Annotated in this window: 13 protein-coding genes; 3 read left to right on the top strand and 10 right to left on the bottom strand. The window is 30.8% G+C overall.

Annotated elements, in window-relative coordinates:
• Window positions 1-41 precede the first annotated feature (41 nt).
• The 6 genes from flgQ to lepA form a co-directional block, all read right to left on the bottom strand.
• Window positions 42-491: a flagellar assembly protein FlgQ gene (flgQ, locus tag FBE93_RS03485; protein ID WP_002867163.1), complete on the bottom strand. Its 450-nt coding sequence runs from the start codon at window positions 489-491 to the stop codon at window positions 42-44.
• On the bottom strand, window positions 467-982 hold the full coding sequence (gene flgP, locus FBE93_RS03480) for a flagellar assembly lipoprotein FlgP (RefSeq protein WP_002852972.1): 516 nt from the start codon (window positions 980-982) through the stop codon (window positions 467-469). The genes flgQ and flgP overlap by 25 nt, the downstream gene beginning before the upstream one ends.
• 63 nt (window positions 983-1,045) lie before the next feature.
• Complete coding sequence (gene gyrA / locus FBE93_RS03475; RefSeq protein WP_165434180.1) at window positions 1,046-3,637, bottom strand: DNA topoisomerase (ATP-hydrolyzing) subunit A; 2,592 nt, start codon at window positions 3,635-3,637, stop codon at window positions 1,046-1,048.
• A 40-nt stretch (window positions 3,638-3,677) separates the two neighbouring features.
• Complete coding sequence (locus tag FBE93_RS03470; RefSeq protein ID WP_002870583.1) at window positions 3,678-4,253, bottom strand: ComF family protein; 576 nt, start codon at window positions 4,251-4,253, stop codon at window positions 3,678-3,680.
• Window positions 4,250-4,894: an outer membrane lipoprotein MapA gene (gene mapA / locus FBE93_RS03465; protein WP_048818623.1), complete on the bottom strand. Its 645-nt coding sequence runs from the start codon at window positions 4,892-4,894 to the stop codon at window positions 4,250-4,252. The genes FBE93_RS03470 and mapA overlap by 4 nt, the downstream gene beginning before the upstream one ends.
• Window positions 4,895-4,970: 76 nt before the next feature.
• The gene (gene lepA, locus FBE93_RS03460) at window positions 4,971-6,767 is read right to left on the bottom strand and encodes a translation elongation factor 4 (RefSeq protein WP_002932848.1); all 1,797 of its coding nucleotides are present in this window, start codon (window positions 6,765-6,767) and stop codon (window positions 4,971-4,973) included.
• A gap of 126 nt (window positions 6,768-6,893) precedes the next feature.
• Here lepA and cmeD point away from each other — a divergent pair, with 126 nt between their 5' ends.
• From cmeD to cmeF, 3 genes are read left to right on the top strand one after another with little or no spacing between them, the layout of a single operon-like run.
• On the top strand, window positions 6,894-8,168 hold the full coding sequence (gene cmeD, locus FBE93_RS03455; RefSeq protein WP_002932832.1) for a multidrug efflux RND transporter outer membrane subunit CmeD: 1,275 nt from the start codon (window positions 6,894-6,896) through the stop codon (window positions 8,166-8,168).
• On the top strand, window positions 8,165-8,905 hold the full coding sequence (gene cmeE, locus FBE93_RS03450; protein ID WP_002861762.1) for a multidrug efflux RND transporter periplasmic adaptor subunit CmeE: 741 nt from the start codon (window positions 8,165-8,167) through the stop codon (window positions 8,903-8,905). Before cmeD ends, cmeE begins: the two co-directional genes overlap by 4 nt.
• Before the next feature lie 2 nt (window positions 8,906-8,907).
• Window positions 8,908-11,925 (top strand): multidrug efflux RND transporter permease subunit CmeF, encoded by a 3,018-nt coding sequence (gene cmeF, locus FBE93_RS03445; protein WP_165434179.1) that lies wholly within the window; start codon window positions 8,908-8,910, stop codon window positions 11,923-11,925.
• A gap of 23 nt (window positions 11,926-11,948) precedes the next feature.
• Here cmeF and FBE93_RS03440 read toward each other — a convergent pair whose 3' ends face one another.
• The 4 genes from FBE93_RS03440 to FBE93_RS03425 are packed head-to-tail and all read right to left on the bottom strand — an operon-like array spanning window position 11,949 to window position 15,175.
• Window positions 11,949-12,755, bottom strand: coding sequence for an adenylosuccinate lyase (locus FBE93_RS03440; protein ID WP_165434178.1), 807 nt, complete (start codon window positions 12,753-12,755; stop codon window positions 11,949-11,951).
• On the bottom strand, window positions 12,756-13,475 hold the full coding sequence (locus tag FBE93_RS03435; protein ID WP_002853863.1) for an arginyltransferase: 720 nt from the start codon (window positions 13,473-13,475) through the stop codon (window positions 12,756-12,758).
• Complete coding sequence (locus tag FBE93_RS03430; RefSeq protein WP_002853000.1) at window positions 13,475-13,726, bottom strand: hypothetical protein; 252 nt, start codon at window positions 13,724-13,726, stop codon at window positions 13,475-13,477. The genes FBE93_RS03435 and FBE93_RS03430 overlap by 1 nt, the downstream gene beginning before the upstream one ends.
• Before the next feature lie 3 nt (window positions 13,727-13,729).
• Window positions 13,730-15,175 carry an acetyl-CoA carboxylase subunit A gene (locus tag FBE93_RS03425; protein WP_165434177.1) on the bottom strand — a complete coding sequence of 482 codons (1,446 nt, stop codon included), beginning with the start codon at window positions 15,173-15,175 and terminating at the stop codon, window positions 13,730-13,732.
• Window positions 15,176-15,290 lie beyond the last annotated feature (115 nt).

Genomic DNA, 15,290 nt, shown 5'->3' with positions numbered 1-15,290 from the left:
AAATTTCTGCTATAGTATCCAATTTGCGCTTAATTTTGAATTTACTTTTTTTTAAGATAATAAATTATCGCATTTTGTTCGCCAAATTCCACGGTAAAACGCAAGGGTAAAATTTTAACATAGGTTTCACTTTGAGCACGTAATAAGTCGGTATTAACAATATCCTTAACACTGATTTTAGCTCCTATAAAGCAATCACTTAACTCATCTTTATGAGAATTTAAAAAATTAAATTTAATTGTTTTTAGCATATTATCATCAATTAATCCTAAAGAAGTTCGAGGTAAAACTTTTAAATCTTGATCACTATAAGAAATTTCACATACCCATTGTTCTTCAACATTTTCGCTTTGCGTCATTGCTAAGGATAAATTTTGATTTTGATGAAAGAGAATGAAATTTTTACTAGAAAGCTCTGCCCAAAAAATAAATTCATCTTGGGCAAAAAGCTTAAAGCTAAGAAAAATTAATAAGCAAACAATTCTTTCCACTTGTCTGCATCGATTTTAAGTTCTAAGTTTACTCTATAAAGCCCTTGATTAAAATTCTCATCAATAATACTTGCATTTTTTATCAAACCATTTACTTGCGCAGTAATAGTTGAACTTCTAAGCATTGCATCTTTTACAGTGTCTTTACCATTCACTTTCACACCATAAAGCTTACTTGCAAGCTGTCTGTAAGCATCTGTAATCGCTGCTCTTTTTGCTAAAGCTAGGGCTTGAGCAGTAGAAACTGTATTCATCGGAGCAATCCCTTCACCAACTGCTGTAAAACTAAGTTCCGTTTCGCTAGCATCTGGAGCCAACATTTTTTCTTCTCTGATAATATCACGCACATCATCTTTATCGACTTTTTGCACGATAACATCTTGAGATGGAGCAGTGCTATTTGCACTTGAATTTTTAGTTGCACTGTTGGCACTTGGTACACAACCAGCGAAAATTCCTGCTATTGCTAGCATAAAATAAATTTTTTTCATTTTTACACCTTCAAAATATTGTAATTAGTAAAATAAAAAGCAATAAGCGTTCCAACTTTAAACTTATTGCAAATCTAAACCAAAGTTTTCATCGCTTAACTCATCCTCATCATTTTCCTCTTTAGGACACTTAGCGATGCTAACCACCTCGTCATTTTCCACATTAACCACGATGACGCCACTTGTATTACGCCCTGCTTTTCTAATGCTTTGCATATCAACACGTATCATCTTGCCTGAACTTGTAAGAGCCATCAAATCCATAGTTTCATCTACTATAACTACGCTAATAAGATCTTTGGTTTTTTCTGTAAGTTTCATACAAATTACACCCTTACCACCTCTACTTTGCAATCTATATTCTCCAGCATTTGTGCGTTTTCCTATACCTTTTGCACTTATGCTTAAAATTTCTTGCTCATCATTTTCTATAACAACTGCACCTACTAATTCGTCATTTTTCTCTTTAAATTTAATAGCCGTCACCCCACGACTTACACGGCCGATTTCACGCACTTTAGCAAGTGGGAATTTGATACACATACCTTTTTTGGTTATTGCAAAGAGCATTTTACCTTGCGTGCTTACACTTTCTTCATTTTCAAGATTTTCATCATCTAAATTTTCAATTTCTTGATTTTCTAAATTTTCTTCACCACCACTGGCAAAAATTTCATCTTCATCTCTTTGAACAATAATAGCAGTTACCAACTCATCATTTTCATCCAAGTTGATCGCTCTAACTCCTACACTTCTGATATTTTGATATTCACTCAAATTTGTACGCTTTACAATACCATTTTTAGTAAAGAAACATAAAGATTTACTCTCATCAAAATCCGTGGTTGGAATAATAGCCATGATTTTTTCTTCAGCTTGTAAATTAATAAGATTTACCACTGCTTTTCCTTTAGCCGTTCTTGAGCCTTCAGGAATTTTATAAACTTTAAGCCAATAAAGCTGTCCACGATCTGTTACAAACATAAGTGTATCATGTGTATTTGCCGTAAAGAAACTTTCTATAAAATCATCATCATAAGTCGTAACGGCTAATTTTCCTTTTCCGCCTCGTTTTTGCTTTTCATATTGTTTACTAGGCACACGCTTAATATAACCACGATGGGTAATAGTTACAACCATATTTTCATTAGGAATCAAATCTTCAATATCAATATCATCATAATCATCTTCAATTTGAGTAATACGTGGCACATCAAATTTGCTTCTAATTTCTTTTAATTCATCGCGAATTAAATTTTCAAGCAAGGTTTCACTTTTTAAAATTTCTTCAAGTCTTGCAATTTCTTTCATTAATTCTGCAAGTTCATTTTCGATTTTTTCTCTTTCAAGTCCTGTTAAACGACCCAGTTTCATATCTAAAATAGCATTGGCTTGAAGCTCACTAAGACCAAATTTAGCTACCAAAGAATCTCTTGCGGTATTATTATCAGAACTATTTTTAATTAAAGCAATCACTTCATCTATATTATCAAGTGCAATTTTAAGACCTTCTAAAATATGAGCTCTTGCTCTTGCCTTTTGAAGTTCAAAAATCGTTCTTCTAATAATAACTGTTTTTCTATGGGTTAAGAAAAGATTTAAAAGTTCTAACAAAGAGAAAATTTTAGGTTCTTTATTGTGAATTGCCAACATAATCACACCAAAAGTACTTTCCATAGTGGTAGATTTAAATAGATTATTTAAAACAATTTCACTCATAGCCTCACGTTTAAGCTCTATAACAACACGGATTCCTTCTTTATTACTCTCATCTCTTACTTCAGATATTCCTTCAATTTGCTTTTCTTTAACAAGCTCTGCAATCTGCTCTATAAGCCTGGCTTTATTGGTTTGATAAGGAAGCTCATCTATAACAATAACATCTTTATTTGTCTTTTTTTCAATATGAGTTTTAGCTCGCACTTTCACGCGACCACGCCCTGTGCGATAAGCTTCTATAATACCTTTTTTACCATAAATTATTCCACCTGTTGGAAAATCTGGACCTTTGATAAACTGCATAATCTCTTCTAAGCTTGCATCTTTATTATCAAGCAAATATAAAAGTCCATCTATCAACTCATTTAAACTATGAGGTGGGATGTTTGTCGCCATACCTACAGCTATACCACTTGAACCATTTAATAATAAATTTGGAACCCTAGAAGGTAAAACATCAGGTTCACTTTCTGAACCATCATAATTTGGAACAAAATCGACCGTATCTTTATCTATATCTTTTAAAAGCTCATGAGAAAGTTTACTCATTTTTGCTTCGGTATAACGCATCGCAGCAGCGCTGTCGCCATCTATAGATCCAAAGTTGCCTTGTCCTGTAATACTTGGATATCTCATAGAAAAATCTTGAGCCATTCTAACCAAAGCATCATAAACTGCTGTATCTCCATGTGGGTGATAACGACCTATAACAGCACCCACTATACGGGCTGATTTGACAAAATCTGTTCTACTTTTTGCCTCATCATTTTGCATAGCATATAAAATTCTTCTATGAACAGGCTTTAAACCATCTCTTGCATCAGGCAAAGCACGACCTATAATAACACTCATGGAATAGTCTAAGTAACTACTTTTTATAGAATTTTCTATATCTACAAGTTCAATATCAGAATCTTTGCTAAAAATATTCTCCATAAAAATCCTTCTATTAGTTCAAAGTTTTGATTATAGCATATTAAACTTTTGCATCAGCTAAAACAAGAGCAAAAAGTACAGAAATTTTATTTTCTTCTAAAACTTTTTTAGCTTCCAAAAGGCTAGAACCAGTCGTTACAATATCATCTACTAAAATTACAGGTTCGTGAATGGTTTTTAAGAGTTTGTAATTTCTTTTATGTTTTTGACGAAATTCTAAACTTTTTCCAGAATATTTAATATGGTTTTGTGCTTTTAAAACATTAAAAACAGGTTTTACAAATTTTGTTTTAAGATATCTAGCTAAAATAGCAGAATGTGAATAAAGCATATCTTCAACCTTATCATCTAAAGCTATAACATTAATTGTCATTCTAGGATCAAAAAAATCTTTAAATTTTGCAAAACTTAATTTAGCAAGCATTTTATAAACGAAATAACCATAAAAATAATGCTTAGAGTGAAGCAAGTGTTGTATTTCATGGTATTTATAAAAAGAATAGACTTTGAAATTATTATCAAGCTTTCTTACATTTAAGGAAAATTCAGAAAGCTCTAGCTCACATAAATCACAAAAGCAGAGCAGAGCAAAAGCTCCGCAATTTATACACCTCAAAGTTCAGAGATTAAACTAGCTGCTTTATTTGCCATTTGTTTTATTAACAAATGAGTATAAAAAGTTGTTTCTTTTAGATTATCAAAACCTTGTACATCTTGCTTGGTGCGGATTGTAAATTTCTTATTTTTGTTTATATCACTAACTTGTAAAACTCCTACTAGTTTTGAATGTAATCCTGTAGCATCTTGAGTTGCTCCATAAGATATAAATTCTAAATCAATCTTACTCACATAAGGTGAATTTTGATCGTTATTATCAAGCACAACTATTCCTCTAGCTTCAAGTTCTTGTTTTAAATAAGTATAAAATACCGCATTAAAATTCACATCAACAAATAACTTTTTCCCTTTAGCATTTAAAACTTTTTGCCCTTCTTTTAAATCATAAAATCTATGTAAATAAACCTTTTTTAAAGCAATACCAGTGTCTAAAGTGCGTTTATTGGCACAACATTGAATTCCAACATCACTAATGTATAAAAGCCCTTTAATCTTTGCTTCAAAACCATCAGGACTTTCACAAGAACTGCATTGAGAATTTTTAGAAATTTGATTAACTTGAGCAAAAGTATCTTGTTTAGTTGCACAAGCACTCAAAAATAAAATAGGCACTATAAAAATCAAAAATTTTTTAAACATTTTTTCTCCTTAGAAAATTATTTTAAAATTGTATTAAAAATACAAGCAAATTTCAAGCTAAGTTTTAAATTTATCATCAATCTATCTTTAAAACACTCAAAAAAGCCTCTTGGGGTAAATTTACCTTACCTATAGCTTTCATTCTTTTTTTACCTTCTTTTTGCTTTTCTAAAAGCTTTCTTTTTCTAGTAATATCCCCACCATAGCATTTTGCTGTCACATTTTTACCCATAGATTTAACAGTTTCCCTTGCGATGATTTTATTTCCAATACTTGCTTGAATGGCCACTTCAAAAAGCTGTCTAGGAACTATTTCTTTCATAGCGCTAACAAGTTCTCTTCCTTTACTTTGTGCTTTTTCATTAGGCACAATAATGCTTAACGCATCAACATTTTCACCCGCTACCTTAATATCAAGTTTTACCAAATCCCCTACTCTAAATTCTATAGGTTCATAATCAAAACTCGCATAGCCTTTTGTTAAGGACTTTAATTTATCATAAAAATCCATCACAATCTCATTTAAAGGTATATCATATTCTAGCAAAACACGCTCAGGTGTGATATAGTCCATTTTAACCTGTACTCCTCTTTTGCGATTTAAAAGAGTGATTAAATTCCCTAAAAATTCACTTGGAGTAATGATAGTGGCTTTAACATAAGGCTCTTTTATATGATCGATTTTATTGACAGGAGGAAGCTCGCTAGGATTTTGAATTTTAACAAGTTCTCCATCGGTTTGATAAATTTCATAAGTCACAGTTGGAGCTGTAGCAATCAAATCAAGATTAAATTCTCTTTCAAGTCTTTCTTTGATCACTTCCATGTGTAAAAGTCCTAAAAACCCTACCCTAAAACCAAAGCCTAAAGCCAAAGAAGTTTCAGGCTCATAGGTAATAGAACTATCGTTAAGCTTTAGCTTATCCAAAGCATCTCTTAAATCTTCAAATTTATCCGTTTCTATAGGATAAAGTCCTGCAAACACAAAAGCTTTAGCCTTTTCAAAACCGCCTATGGCTTCTTTAGCTTTGTTTTTTACCAAAGTGATGGTATCGCCTACTTGTACATCACCTACAGTTTTAAGCCCTAAAACCACCACACCTACTTCACCTGATTGTAAAGATTGAGTTTTAATTAGGGTTAAAGGGTGGGGATAAAAAAGATCTTGAACTATATGTTTTTTATCCGTACTCATGACTAAAACTTCATCGTTTTTAGCTATACTTCCCTCATAAATCCTAACCAAAGCCAAAGCACCCAAATAATTATCAAACCAAGAATCATAAATTAAAGCCTTAGCAGGAGCTTCATCATCTGTTTTTGGTGCAGGGATTTTAGTAATAATTGTTTCTATAAGCTCTTTTATACCCACTCCTGTTTTTGCACTCACGCAAATTGCATCTTTGCAATCTATACCTATAATATGCTCGATTTCATACTTTACTTTTTCAACATCAGCATTAGGTAAATCGATTTTATTAATCACGGGAATGATTTCAAGATTATTTTCAAGCGCTATATAAACATTAGCTATAGTCTGTGCTTCAACACCTTGAGAAGCATCTACTACAAGTAAAGCCCCTTCACAACTTGCCAAAGAACGACTCACTTCATAAGAAAAATCCACATGACCAGGAGTATCAATAAGATTTAAAACAAAATTTTCGTTATTAAATTTATAATTTAAACGCACTGATTGTGCTTTTATGGTGATACCACGCTCTTTTTCTATATCCATAGTATCCATAACTTGTGAACTCATCTGCCTATCGCTAATAGCACCACACTCGCTAATAATCCTATCTGCAAGAGTAGATTTTCCATGATCTATATGAGCTATAATAGAAAAATTTCTAATATTTTTTACCGACAAAATTGCATCCTAAATATAAAATTTCAAAGTTAAGATTTTAGCAAAATTTATGTTTAAAACAAATAAATTTTATTTTATATAAAAAACTTCAATTGAAATTTATATAAAGCATAATAAAATATCAAAATGTTTGAAAAATATTTAAAATCAGCTATGTTTTTAGCTCTTTATCCCTTAGCAATGTTAGCTTCTAATTTGCACGAATTTATAGCACTAAGTCAAAATAACGAATCCTATCTCATTAAACAAATGCAAAGCAAACAAGCAAATTTGGACAAAGAACAAGCTTTTAGAAATTACCTACCCTCTCTTAGTCTAAACTCAGCTTATGTAGCCAACAATAAAGATCGCTTCATTATCGATCCACAAGAAAGTTTATTTGCTAAAGTTTCTCTTAATTTTTTACTTTTTGATGGGGGTGCTAGAGAGGCTAATTTAAGAGCTTTAGAAAGCAAAGAAAAATTAAGCTTTTTAGACAAAGAACAAAATAAAAATTACCTTGCCCTAAATGCAATCACACTTTATTTTAACACCCTAAGTCTTGAAAAAATTTTACTAGCCAATCAACAAAAAATAGCTTTTTTAAAATCAACTTTTGAAAGATTGCAAAAATTTTACGACGCAGGACTTAGCCCTAAAGATGAACTTGAAAGCATTAAAGCTAAATACCATTTAAGCTTATTAGAACTCAGTCAAAATGAATTAAAACTTGCCAATGTACAAAAAGAGATTAAAATTTTAAGCGATACAGATTTTAAAGTGCAAGGGAATGCTTTTTTAGAAAATCCACAACAAGAAAAAAGTCAAAACTATGAAGTAATGATAGCTAAAGAACAAATCAATCTTGCTAAAGAAAGTGTAAATTTAGCAAAAGCTGAATATTTTCCAAAATTTTATATTCAAGATAATTTTAACTTTTATAAAAACAATTATAATCCAAAAGTTCCAGCTCCTTTTGTAAACTTAGCAGATCAATTTTTAGAAAAATATTCTCAAGGTAATCAGTTTATTTTAGGTATGGAATGGAAAATTTTTGATTTCAATGCAAGGGCTAAAGAAGTTGAAAAAGAGCGTTTAAATGTTCAAATAGCCAATGCAAATGCAAGATTTAGTGAGCGAAAAAATAAAGAAGAATTAAATTATTTAGACAAAAGTTTAAAAGTTTTACAAGAACAAATTTTAGCTCTTAATCTTAGCTTAAATGCTGCAAATTTGGCTTTTGAAAGTATAGATAAAAAATACCAAGCAGGACTTGTTTCTTATGTGGAATATCTTCAAGCTTTAGAGGCTAAATTTAAAGCACAAAGCGATTTAGAGCTTGCTAAAAATGAATTTGAAATTACTAAAGCAAATTATTATTTTAATGCGGGTATAGATCTTAATTCAAAGGTTAAAGAATGAAAAAAATTCTATTTTTACTTCTTGCTTTTAATTGCGCCTTTGGCGAAGAAATTTACGCAAGTTTCAATGTAGAAGCATCAAAACAAAGCAAACTTGCCCTTGAAAGCATAGGTTTAGTTCAAAAAATTCCTGTAGAAATTGGACAAAAAGTCAGCAAAGGAGAACTTTTACTTGCTCTTGATCAAGAAAGTGAAAAAATAGCTCTTCAAAATGCTCAAAATTCTTATCAACTTGCCCTTGTAGAATACGAAAATACCAAAAGCAAAATGCAGAAAATCAAAGCTGTAGAAAATGTTATAGACAAACAAAGCTATGAAGATATGAAAGCTAAGTTTGATGCTGCTAATTTAAATTTAAACAAAGCAAAAATCAATATAGCTTATTATAAAAATATCATGACAAAAAAAGAATTGCGTGCACCTTATGATGCTATTATCGCAAACAAATTTATACAAGTGGGTGAAGGAGTAGGAGGAGTAGCTCAACCTTTGATAGAAATTTTTTCCTATCCACAAAGCAAACTGATTTTAAGTTTTGATGAAAAATACAAAGATAAGGTTAAATTAGGCGATGATTTCTTTTATAAAATCGATCAAAATGGTACAGAATTTAAAGGAAAAATCAGCCTTATCTATCCAAGTATAGAAGTAAAAACAAGAAAAATTTATGCTGAAGTGCAAACTACAAATTTAACACCAGGGCTTTTTGGCGAAGGTAGAATCATCACTAAAGATTAAAAATGTTTAAACTAGCTATAAACCGACCAATTACTGTGCTAATGTTTTTCTTAGCTCTTATGATTTTTGGGCTAATCTCTGCTTTTAGCATGAGTGTAAATTTATTTCCTAATGTTTCCATACCTCTTATAAAAATCACAAGCAAGGTAAATGGGGATTTAAATTTCGTAGAATCAAAAGTCACCAAAGAAATAGAAAATGCTCTAAGTGAGATTGATGGAGTAAAGACCATAACCTCAGCTGCGTATGATAATTTTAGTGTGAGTGTAGTCGAGTTTAAACTAGGTAAAAATCTTGAAGTAGCTGCTAATGATGTGCGTGATAAAATAGGAACTTTAAGCCTACCTTCTAAGCCTGAAATTGAAAAAATCAGTTCAGATTCTGGTTCTGCTATTTCGCTTTTTTTATATTCTAAAGATAAATTACAACTCATGCGTGAAATCAATGATAAAATAAAGCCTTTTTTGCAAAGAGTTGAAGGAGTAGGTAAAATCGAGGCTAAGGGGTTTTTAGAACCCCAAATTCGCATAGAATTAAAACCAAATGAACTTAGAAAATACAATCTTAACGCCCTTGATGTAGCAAATATTATCAAAAGTCAAAATTTTAAACAAGCCCTTGGCGAACTTAATAACAATCAAGATAACTATATCATCAAAGGCTATTTTGAAGCCACAAATTTAGAAGAACTTAGCAATCTTCGCATAAAAACAGGGGTATTTTTAAGCGATATTGCTAATATTTCAAGCCTTTATGAAGATGAAAAACAAAGTGCTTTATACGAAGGTAAAGAAGGGGTGCTTTTAGAACTCGGAAAAATCACAAATTATAATACCCTTGAAATGATTAAAAATGTCAAAAATGCCTTGCCTATTTTAGAAAAACAAATTCCAAAAGATATAAGCATTAATGTGCTTTACGATAAAAGCTTAAATATCCACAAGCATCTTTCTCAAGTGATTTTTGATATGGTTTTGGGGATTTTTCTAACCCTTGTAATTGTATTTTTATTTTTAAGAAATTTAAGTGCAACTCTCATTGCTTGCATAGCTATACCTACTTCTATCATTTCAACTTTTTTTATTATCGATCTTTTAGGCTATGATTTAAACCGCTTAACTTTTATAGCTTTAACCTTAAGCATAGGAATTTTTATCGATGATGCTATAGTAGTGATTGAAAATATTGCTAAAAAACTAAAAACTTACCCGCCTTTACAAGCTGCTTTTTTGGGTATCAATGAAATAGGTTTTAGCGTTTTAAGCATAAGTATAGTTTTACTTTGTGTTTTTATCCCTATTTCTTATATGAACTCTATATCAGGGCTTTTTTTCAATGCCTTAGGCATAAGCGTTGCAAGTGGGATAGTTATAAGCTTTTTGGTTTCTGTATTTTTAATACCTAGTATTGGGGCAAGATTTTTAAATCCAAAAGAAAACAAGTTTTATGAAAAAACAGAAGCTTTTTTTGAAAAAATAGAGCAAAAGTATGAAAATTTACTCTATAAAATTTTACAAAATAAAGTAAAATTTATCCTAGCCACTCTTATTTTTATAGGGCTTTCTTTTGCTTTAGCCACTCGCATAGGGCTTGATTTTTTACCTATGGAAGATGATAGTGAAATTCAAGTTTTGCTTGAAAGCAAAAAGGATTTAAGTTTAGAAGCCATGAAAGAAAAAAGTTTAAATTTGCTTGAAAAAATCAAAAATGATAACAATGTCAAATACGCTTTTTTACTTGTAGGCTATGATAATGCCAAAGATGCTACAAAGGCTAAAATTTATGTTAAACTTAAAAATTTAGACGAAAGAAATTTAAGACAAAGTGCCATAGTAAGTTTATATCGTCAAAAATTTCAAGATGAAAGTTTAAAAATCAAAATTTTAGAACTTCCAAAGATAGAGGGTGCAGGCATTGATGATCCCGTGCAATTTTTAATCTTAGGAGATGATTTAAACACTCTAAAAGAAGCTGCTTCTCAAGCAAAAGAAATTTTAGGCACTAATGCACGCATTGTAGATATAAGTGATAATGCTAATGCTATAAAAGATGAAGTAGCCTTACACATCAACAAAGAAAAAGCCAAACTTTTAGATGTCAATCCTCAATATATCGCTGGGGTTTTAGGGTATTCTTTCTCGCAACTTAGCGTAGGAAGCATGGATAGAGGCAATTCAAAAGATGATATTATCCTAAGTTTTGCTCCAGAATTTAAAAAAGACATAGAAGCTTTAAAGCGCATTAGCATTAAAAACAACCAAGGTATAAATTTAGAACTTTCAAGCGTGGTGGATTTTATATACAGTAAAGATTTAAAAACTATCAATCGTTACAATAAAAACCGCTCTGTGAAAATCACAGCTGGAGTGAATGATCTTTCCTTAGGAGCGGTGCAAAAACTTTTACTAGATAATATGGATAAAATTTTAAATAACAATCCAAGTCTTAGCTATGCTTTTTCAGGCTTTATCAATCTTTTAGGTGAAACCGTGCAAGGTTTTGCTATGGCAGTAGCACTTGCTTTTGTTTTAATTTATCTTGTTTTAGCCGCACTTTATGAAAGTTTTATTCTGCCTTTAATCATCATGATAACCATGCCTTTAGCCTTTGGCGGAGCTTCTATAGGGCTTTTTATCACAGGGCATAATTTTTCGCTTTTTGTACTTATTGCCATCATCTTACTTTTTGGTATGGTGGGGAAAAATGCTATTTTACTCGTAGATGTAGCTAATAAAAAATGCCATGAAGGTTTAGATCCCGATAAAGCTCTTTTAATCGCTGGAAAATCGCGCTTAAGGGCTATATTGATGACAACTTTTGCTATGATTTTTGCTATGCTCCCACTTGCTCTTTCAAGGGGTGCAGGCTATGAAGCTAATTCTCCTATGGCAATAGCCATTATCTTTGGACTTATAAGTTCGACTTTGCTTACCTTACTCGTAGTACCTGCACTTTTTAAATTTTGTTTTAAACTAGATAGCAAATTAAGAAAAATTTATGAGAGAGAAAAATTAAATTAACCAAAATGATTAATTTAATTTTTTTAAGTATTATTCTTATAAAGTGCTTTTAAGTTATCATAGGCGATTTGTATTTTTTCAAACTGTTCTCTTGCGTAAGTTTTTTCTATTGCACTTTTTCCTTGATGAAAATCAGGATGATAAAGTTTTACCAAAATCAAATATTTTTGTCTGATTTCACTAAGATCATTTTGCGGAGTGCATTCTAAAGTATTAAAATAATTACTAAAAAGCTTAGCTAAAGCATTAAATTTCCATTTCATATTTTCTTTATTGTGAATATTTTGGCGAAATTTTTTATACTCTTCGCGGTCAACTTCAAAATTCACGCAATATTTTAAATGCTCGCTCTCATCTGCAAAAGCTTCAAAAAGTTCAAGGGTATTCTCGTTTTTATATTCTAAAATTAGAATATTTGTCATTTCATTATATTCTATATTATGATCTTGAAAATAATTTCTTATATAAGTAATAAATAATTTTTCATTAGAGCTTAACTTCATCAAAATTCTACCCGCAACAAAATCAATCTTGATAAACAACATAGGCTTAAGCATATTATTTTGCTCAAAAATTAATCTAAAAGTTTTAAAATGAGCATCTTGTAAATTCTCTATACCTTCATTTGTGCTTTTACGATATTTTTGATCTAAAACTTTTAAGAAATAACGGCGCTGTGGAATTTCATTTTCTTCAAAAAAAGAAAAAATTTTATTTTTTCGTCCTATGACCTTTGTGAAATTTTTGGTAATCAAGTCTTTAAAATACTGAAATACGCTAATATCATCTGTATTAACATTGATAGTTTCTAAAGTTTGCACGATTTGCATCTATTTCTCCCATAAAACCTCATTTTCAAAAAGCTCTTTAGTGCCTTTTAAAATTTCATTGGGTGTATAATCGGCTTTATAAGATAAAGATTGACACTTTTTTACAAAATACCCAAGATAAATATAATCTAAGTTCATTTTTTTAGCTATTTGTATTTCATTGAGCAAAGAAAATTTACCCAAAGAAAAATACGAAAAATCAGGATCATAAAAACAATAAATGCTTGAAATTCCATCCTCTAAAATATCAATCAAATCAACACAAACGAGCTTATCTTCTATATAAAATGCAAGCTCATATCCAAAATTCATAAAACCATCGACATAAAGATTATAATACTGTTTAAAGCTTAAATCATAACGCTTCCAGTTCTTTTTTTCTTCCATAAAACGATGGTATTTATCATATAAAAACAAATGTTCATTGCTTAAATTGGGTGTTCTAAGTATAACTTTGGTGTTAATATTTTTATTTACAACCCTTCTTTCACTTCTTGAAAAATTATATTCATTAACTAAAATTCTAAGACTTAAACATTCATCACAATCTTTACAAATAGGGCGTGAAAAATACCTACCAAAACGACGCCAACCTCGTTTTATTAGCTCATTATTGATTTCTTTAGGGCAATTTTCAATGTATTTATACTCTATTCTTGAACGTTTATCCTTTAAGTAAGGACACTGATCTTCAAGAGTACAAAAACCAATCTCAAGCATTAAATTTTCTTAATATCTGTATTTTTGATAAATTCGGAAAATTCATCCTGTAGTTTTTCTTGCTTTAAGAAAATTTCTTGCATTTCCTTATCTATATTTGTTTCTTGATTTTTTTCGCGAATATCTTTAGCTAGTTTTTCTAAATTTTTTACACTTGCACCACTCTTGCTTGATTTCTTCGCTAATTTTGAAGTATTGGTGTTAGCTTGCATTTCTTTTTTAATACTTTTAAGACTGTCTAAAAAATCCATCTATTATTCCCTACTTTCTCGTATTTTTTTAAGCGTAGCAGCTATTGCAGCTATAACTTCTTCTTTATTTTCTTGATGACGATCTTCTGTTTTTTCTAATAATTCTTGCATATGTGTTTCTATGAAAGAGGTGTCTAAATACCCCCTTCTAAATTCTCTTGTTTTTGTAATGGCAATTAAAAATGGTATTGTTGTTCTAATATTATCAATCACAAATTCCTTCAAAGCACGCTCAAGTTTATTAACCGCTAAATCATAACTTGTTGCTTTAATAATAAGCTTTGCAAGCATGGAATCATAATAAGGCGGCACAGTATAGTCTTTATAAATATGACTATCAACCCTAACAGATGGTCCAAGAGCTGGGTAGTATTCTCCTATTTTTCCAGGACTTGGAATAAAATTTTTCCATACATTTTCAGCAGTAATTCTAGCTTCAATAGCAAAACCCCTAGGTTTAATATCGCTTTGTTCTAAGTCCAAAATTTCTCCTGCTGCAATACGAATTTGTCTTACAATAAGATCAATACCTGTAATTTCTTCAGTAATTGGATGCTCAACTTGAATTCTTGTATTCATTTCCATAAAATAAAAGCGATTATAATCATCAAGCAAAAACTCTATAGTTCCAGCATTTGTATAACCTACAGCCTTAGCAGCTGCCACAGCTGTAACACCCATGGTTTTTCTAAGATTATCTGAAATTCCAGGGCAAGGTGCTATCTCAATTACCTTTTGATGTCTTCTTTGAATAGAACAATCCCTTTCACAAAGATGGATAATATTTCCGTAGTTATCTCCTAAAATTTGAAATTCTATATGTCTGGGATTAACTACATATTTTTCCATAAATACTTCATCATTATTAAAGTATGTTAAAGCTTCTCTTTTGCAAGATTCAAAGGCATTTTCAAGATCTTGTTCTTTATGAACAACGCGAATTCCGCGTCCACCTCCACCACCTGAAGCTTTTAAAATAACAGGATAACCGATCTTCTCAGCAAAAATTTTAATTTCTTCCATGCTATAGGAATTTAATTTTTCAGTCCCTGGAACAATAGGTATGCCATTTTTAGCCATTAACTTACGAGCGATATTTTTATTTCCCATCTTATGGATTACTTCAGATTTTGGACCTATAAAAATAATTCCAGCATCTTCACAAGCCTTAGCAAATTCGTAATTCTCACTTAAAAATCCATAACCAGGATGGATCGCATCAGCACCACAAGCCTTAGCAATCTCGACAATACGAGCAACATCTAAATATCCTCTTATAGCATCCGTTCCTATGCGATAAGCCTCATCTGCGATTTTTACATGCAAACATTCACGATCAGGCTCTGTAAAAACTGCAACACTTTTAATATGTAAATCTCTACAAGCACGGATTACTCTAACAGCTATTTCAGCTCTATTTGCTATGAGAATTTTATGGATTTGATTCATAATTTGCCTTTTTTGTTATATTTTTATTGTTAATTTTAGCAAATTTTCCTTACAAAAACTTAGCAAAAAATTTAATGTATTTTAGTTATAATAAAACTTTTTAAAATTTTAATTC

It is taken from the genome of Campylobacter sp. CFSAN093229 (assembly GCF_011068225.1).
Taxonomy (GTDB): domain Bacteria; phylum Campylobacterota; class Campylobacteria; order Campylobacterales; family Campylobacteraceae; genus Campylobacter_D; species Campylobacter_D jejuni.
Note: the sequence above shows the minus strand (reverse complement) of the source record. Positions and strands in the feature narration are given on the sequence as shown.

What these genes read in the sequence shown, in the direction of transcription:
- FBE93_RS03440 (WP_165434178.1), bottom strand. Translation starts at nt 12,755, where the DNA reads ATGCAAATCGTGCAAACTTTAGAAACTATCAATGTTAATACAGATGAT.
- cmeF (WP_165434179.1), top strand. Translation starts at nt 8,908, where the DNA reads ATGTTTAAACTAGCTATAAACCGACCAATTACTGTGCTAATGTTTTTC.
- cmeD (WP_002932832.1), top strand. Translation starts at nt 6,894, where the DNA reads ATGTTTGAAAAATATTTAAAATCAGCTATGTTTTTAGCTCTTTATCCC.
- flgP (WP_002852972.1), bottom strand. Translation starts at nt 982, where the DNA reads ATGAAAAAAATTTATTTTATGCTAGCAATAGCAGGAATTTTCGCTGGT.
- FBE93_RS03425 (WP_165434177.1), bottom strand. Translation starts at nt 15,175, where the DNA reads ATGAATCAAATCCATAAAATTCTCATAGCAAATAGAGCTGAAATAGCT.
- gyrA (WP_165434180.1), bottom strand. Translation starts at nt 3,637, where the DNA reads ATGGAGAATATTTTTAGCAAAGATTCTGATATTGAACTTGTAGATATA.
- FBE93_RS03430 (WP_002853000.1), bottom strand. Translation starts at nt 13,726, where the DNA reads ATGGATTTTTTAGACAGTCTTAAAAGTATTAAAAAAGAAATGCAAGCT.
- cmeE (WP_002861762.1), top strand. Translation starts at nt 8,165, where the DNA reads ATGAAAAAAATTCTATTTTTACTTCTTGCTTTTAATTGCGCCTTTGGC.
- FBE93_RS03435 (WP_002853863.1), bottom strand. Translation starts at nt 13,475, where the DNA reads ATGCTTGAGATTGGTTTTTGTACTCTTGAAGATCAGTGTCCTTACTTA.
- mapA (WP_048818623.1), bottom strand. Translation starts at nt 4,894, where the DNA reads ATGTTTAAAAAATTTTTGATTTTTATAGTGCCTATTTTATTTTTGAGT.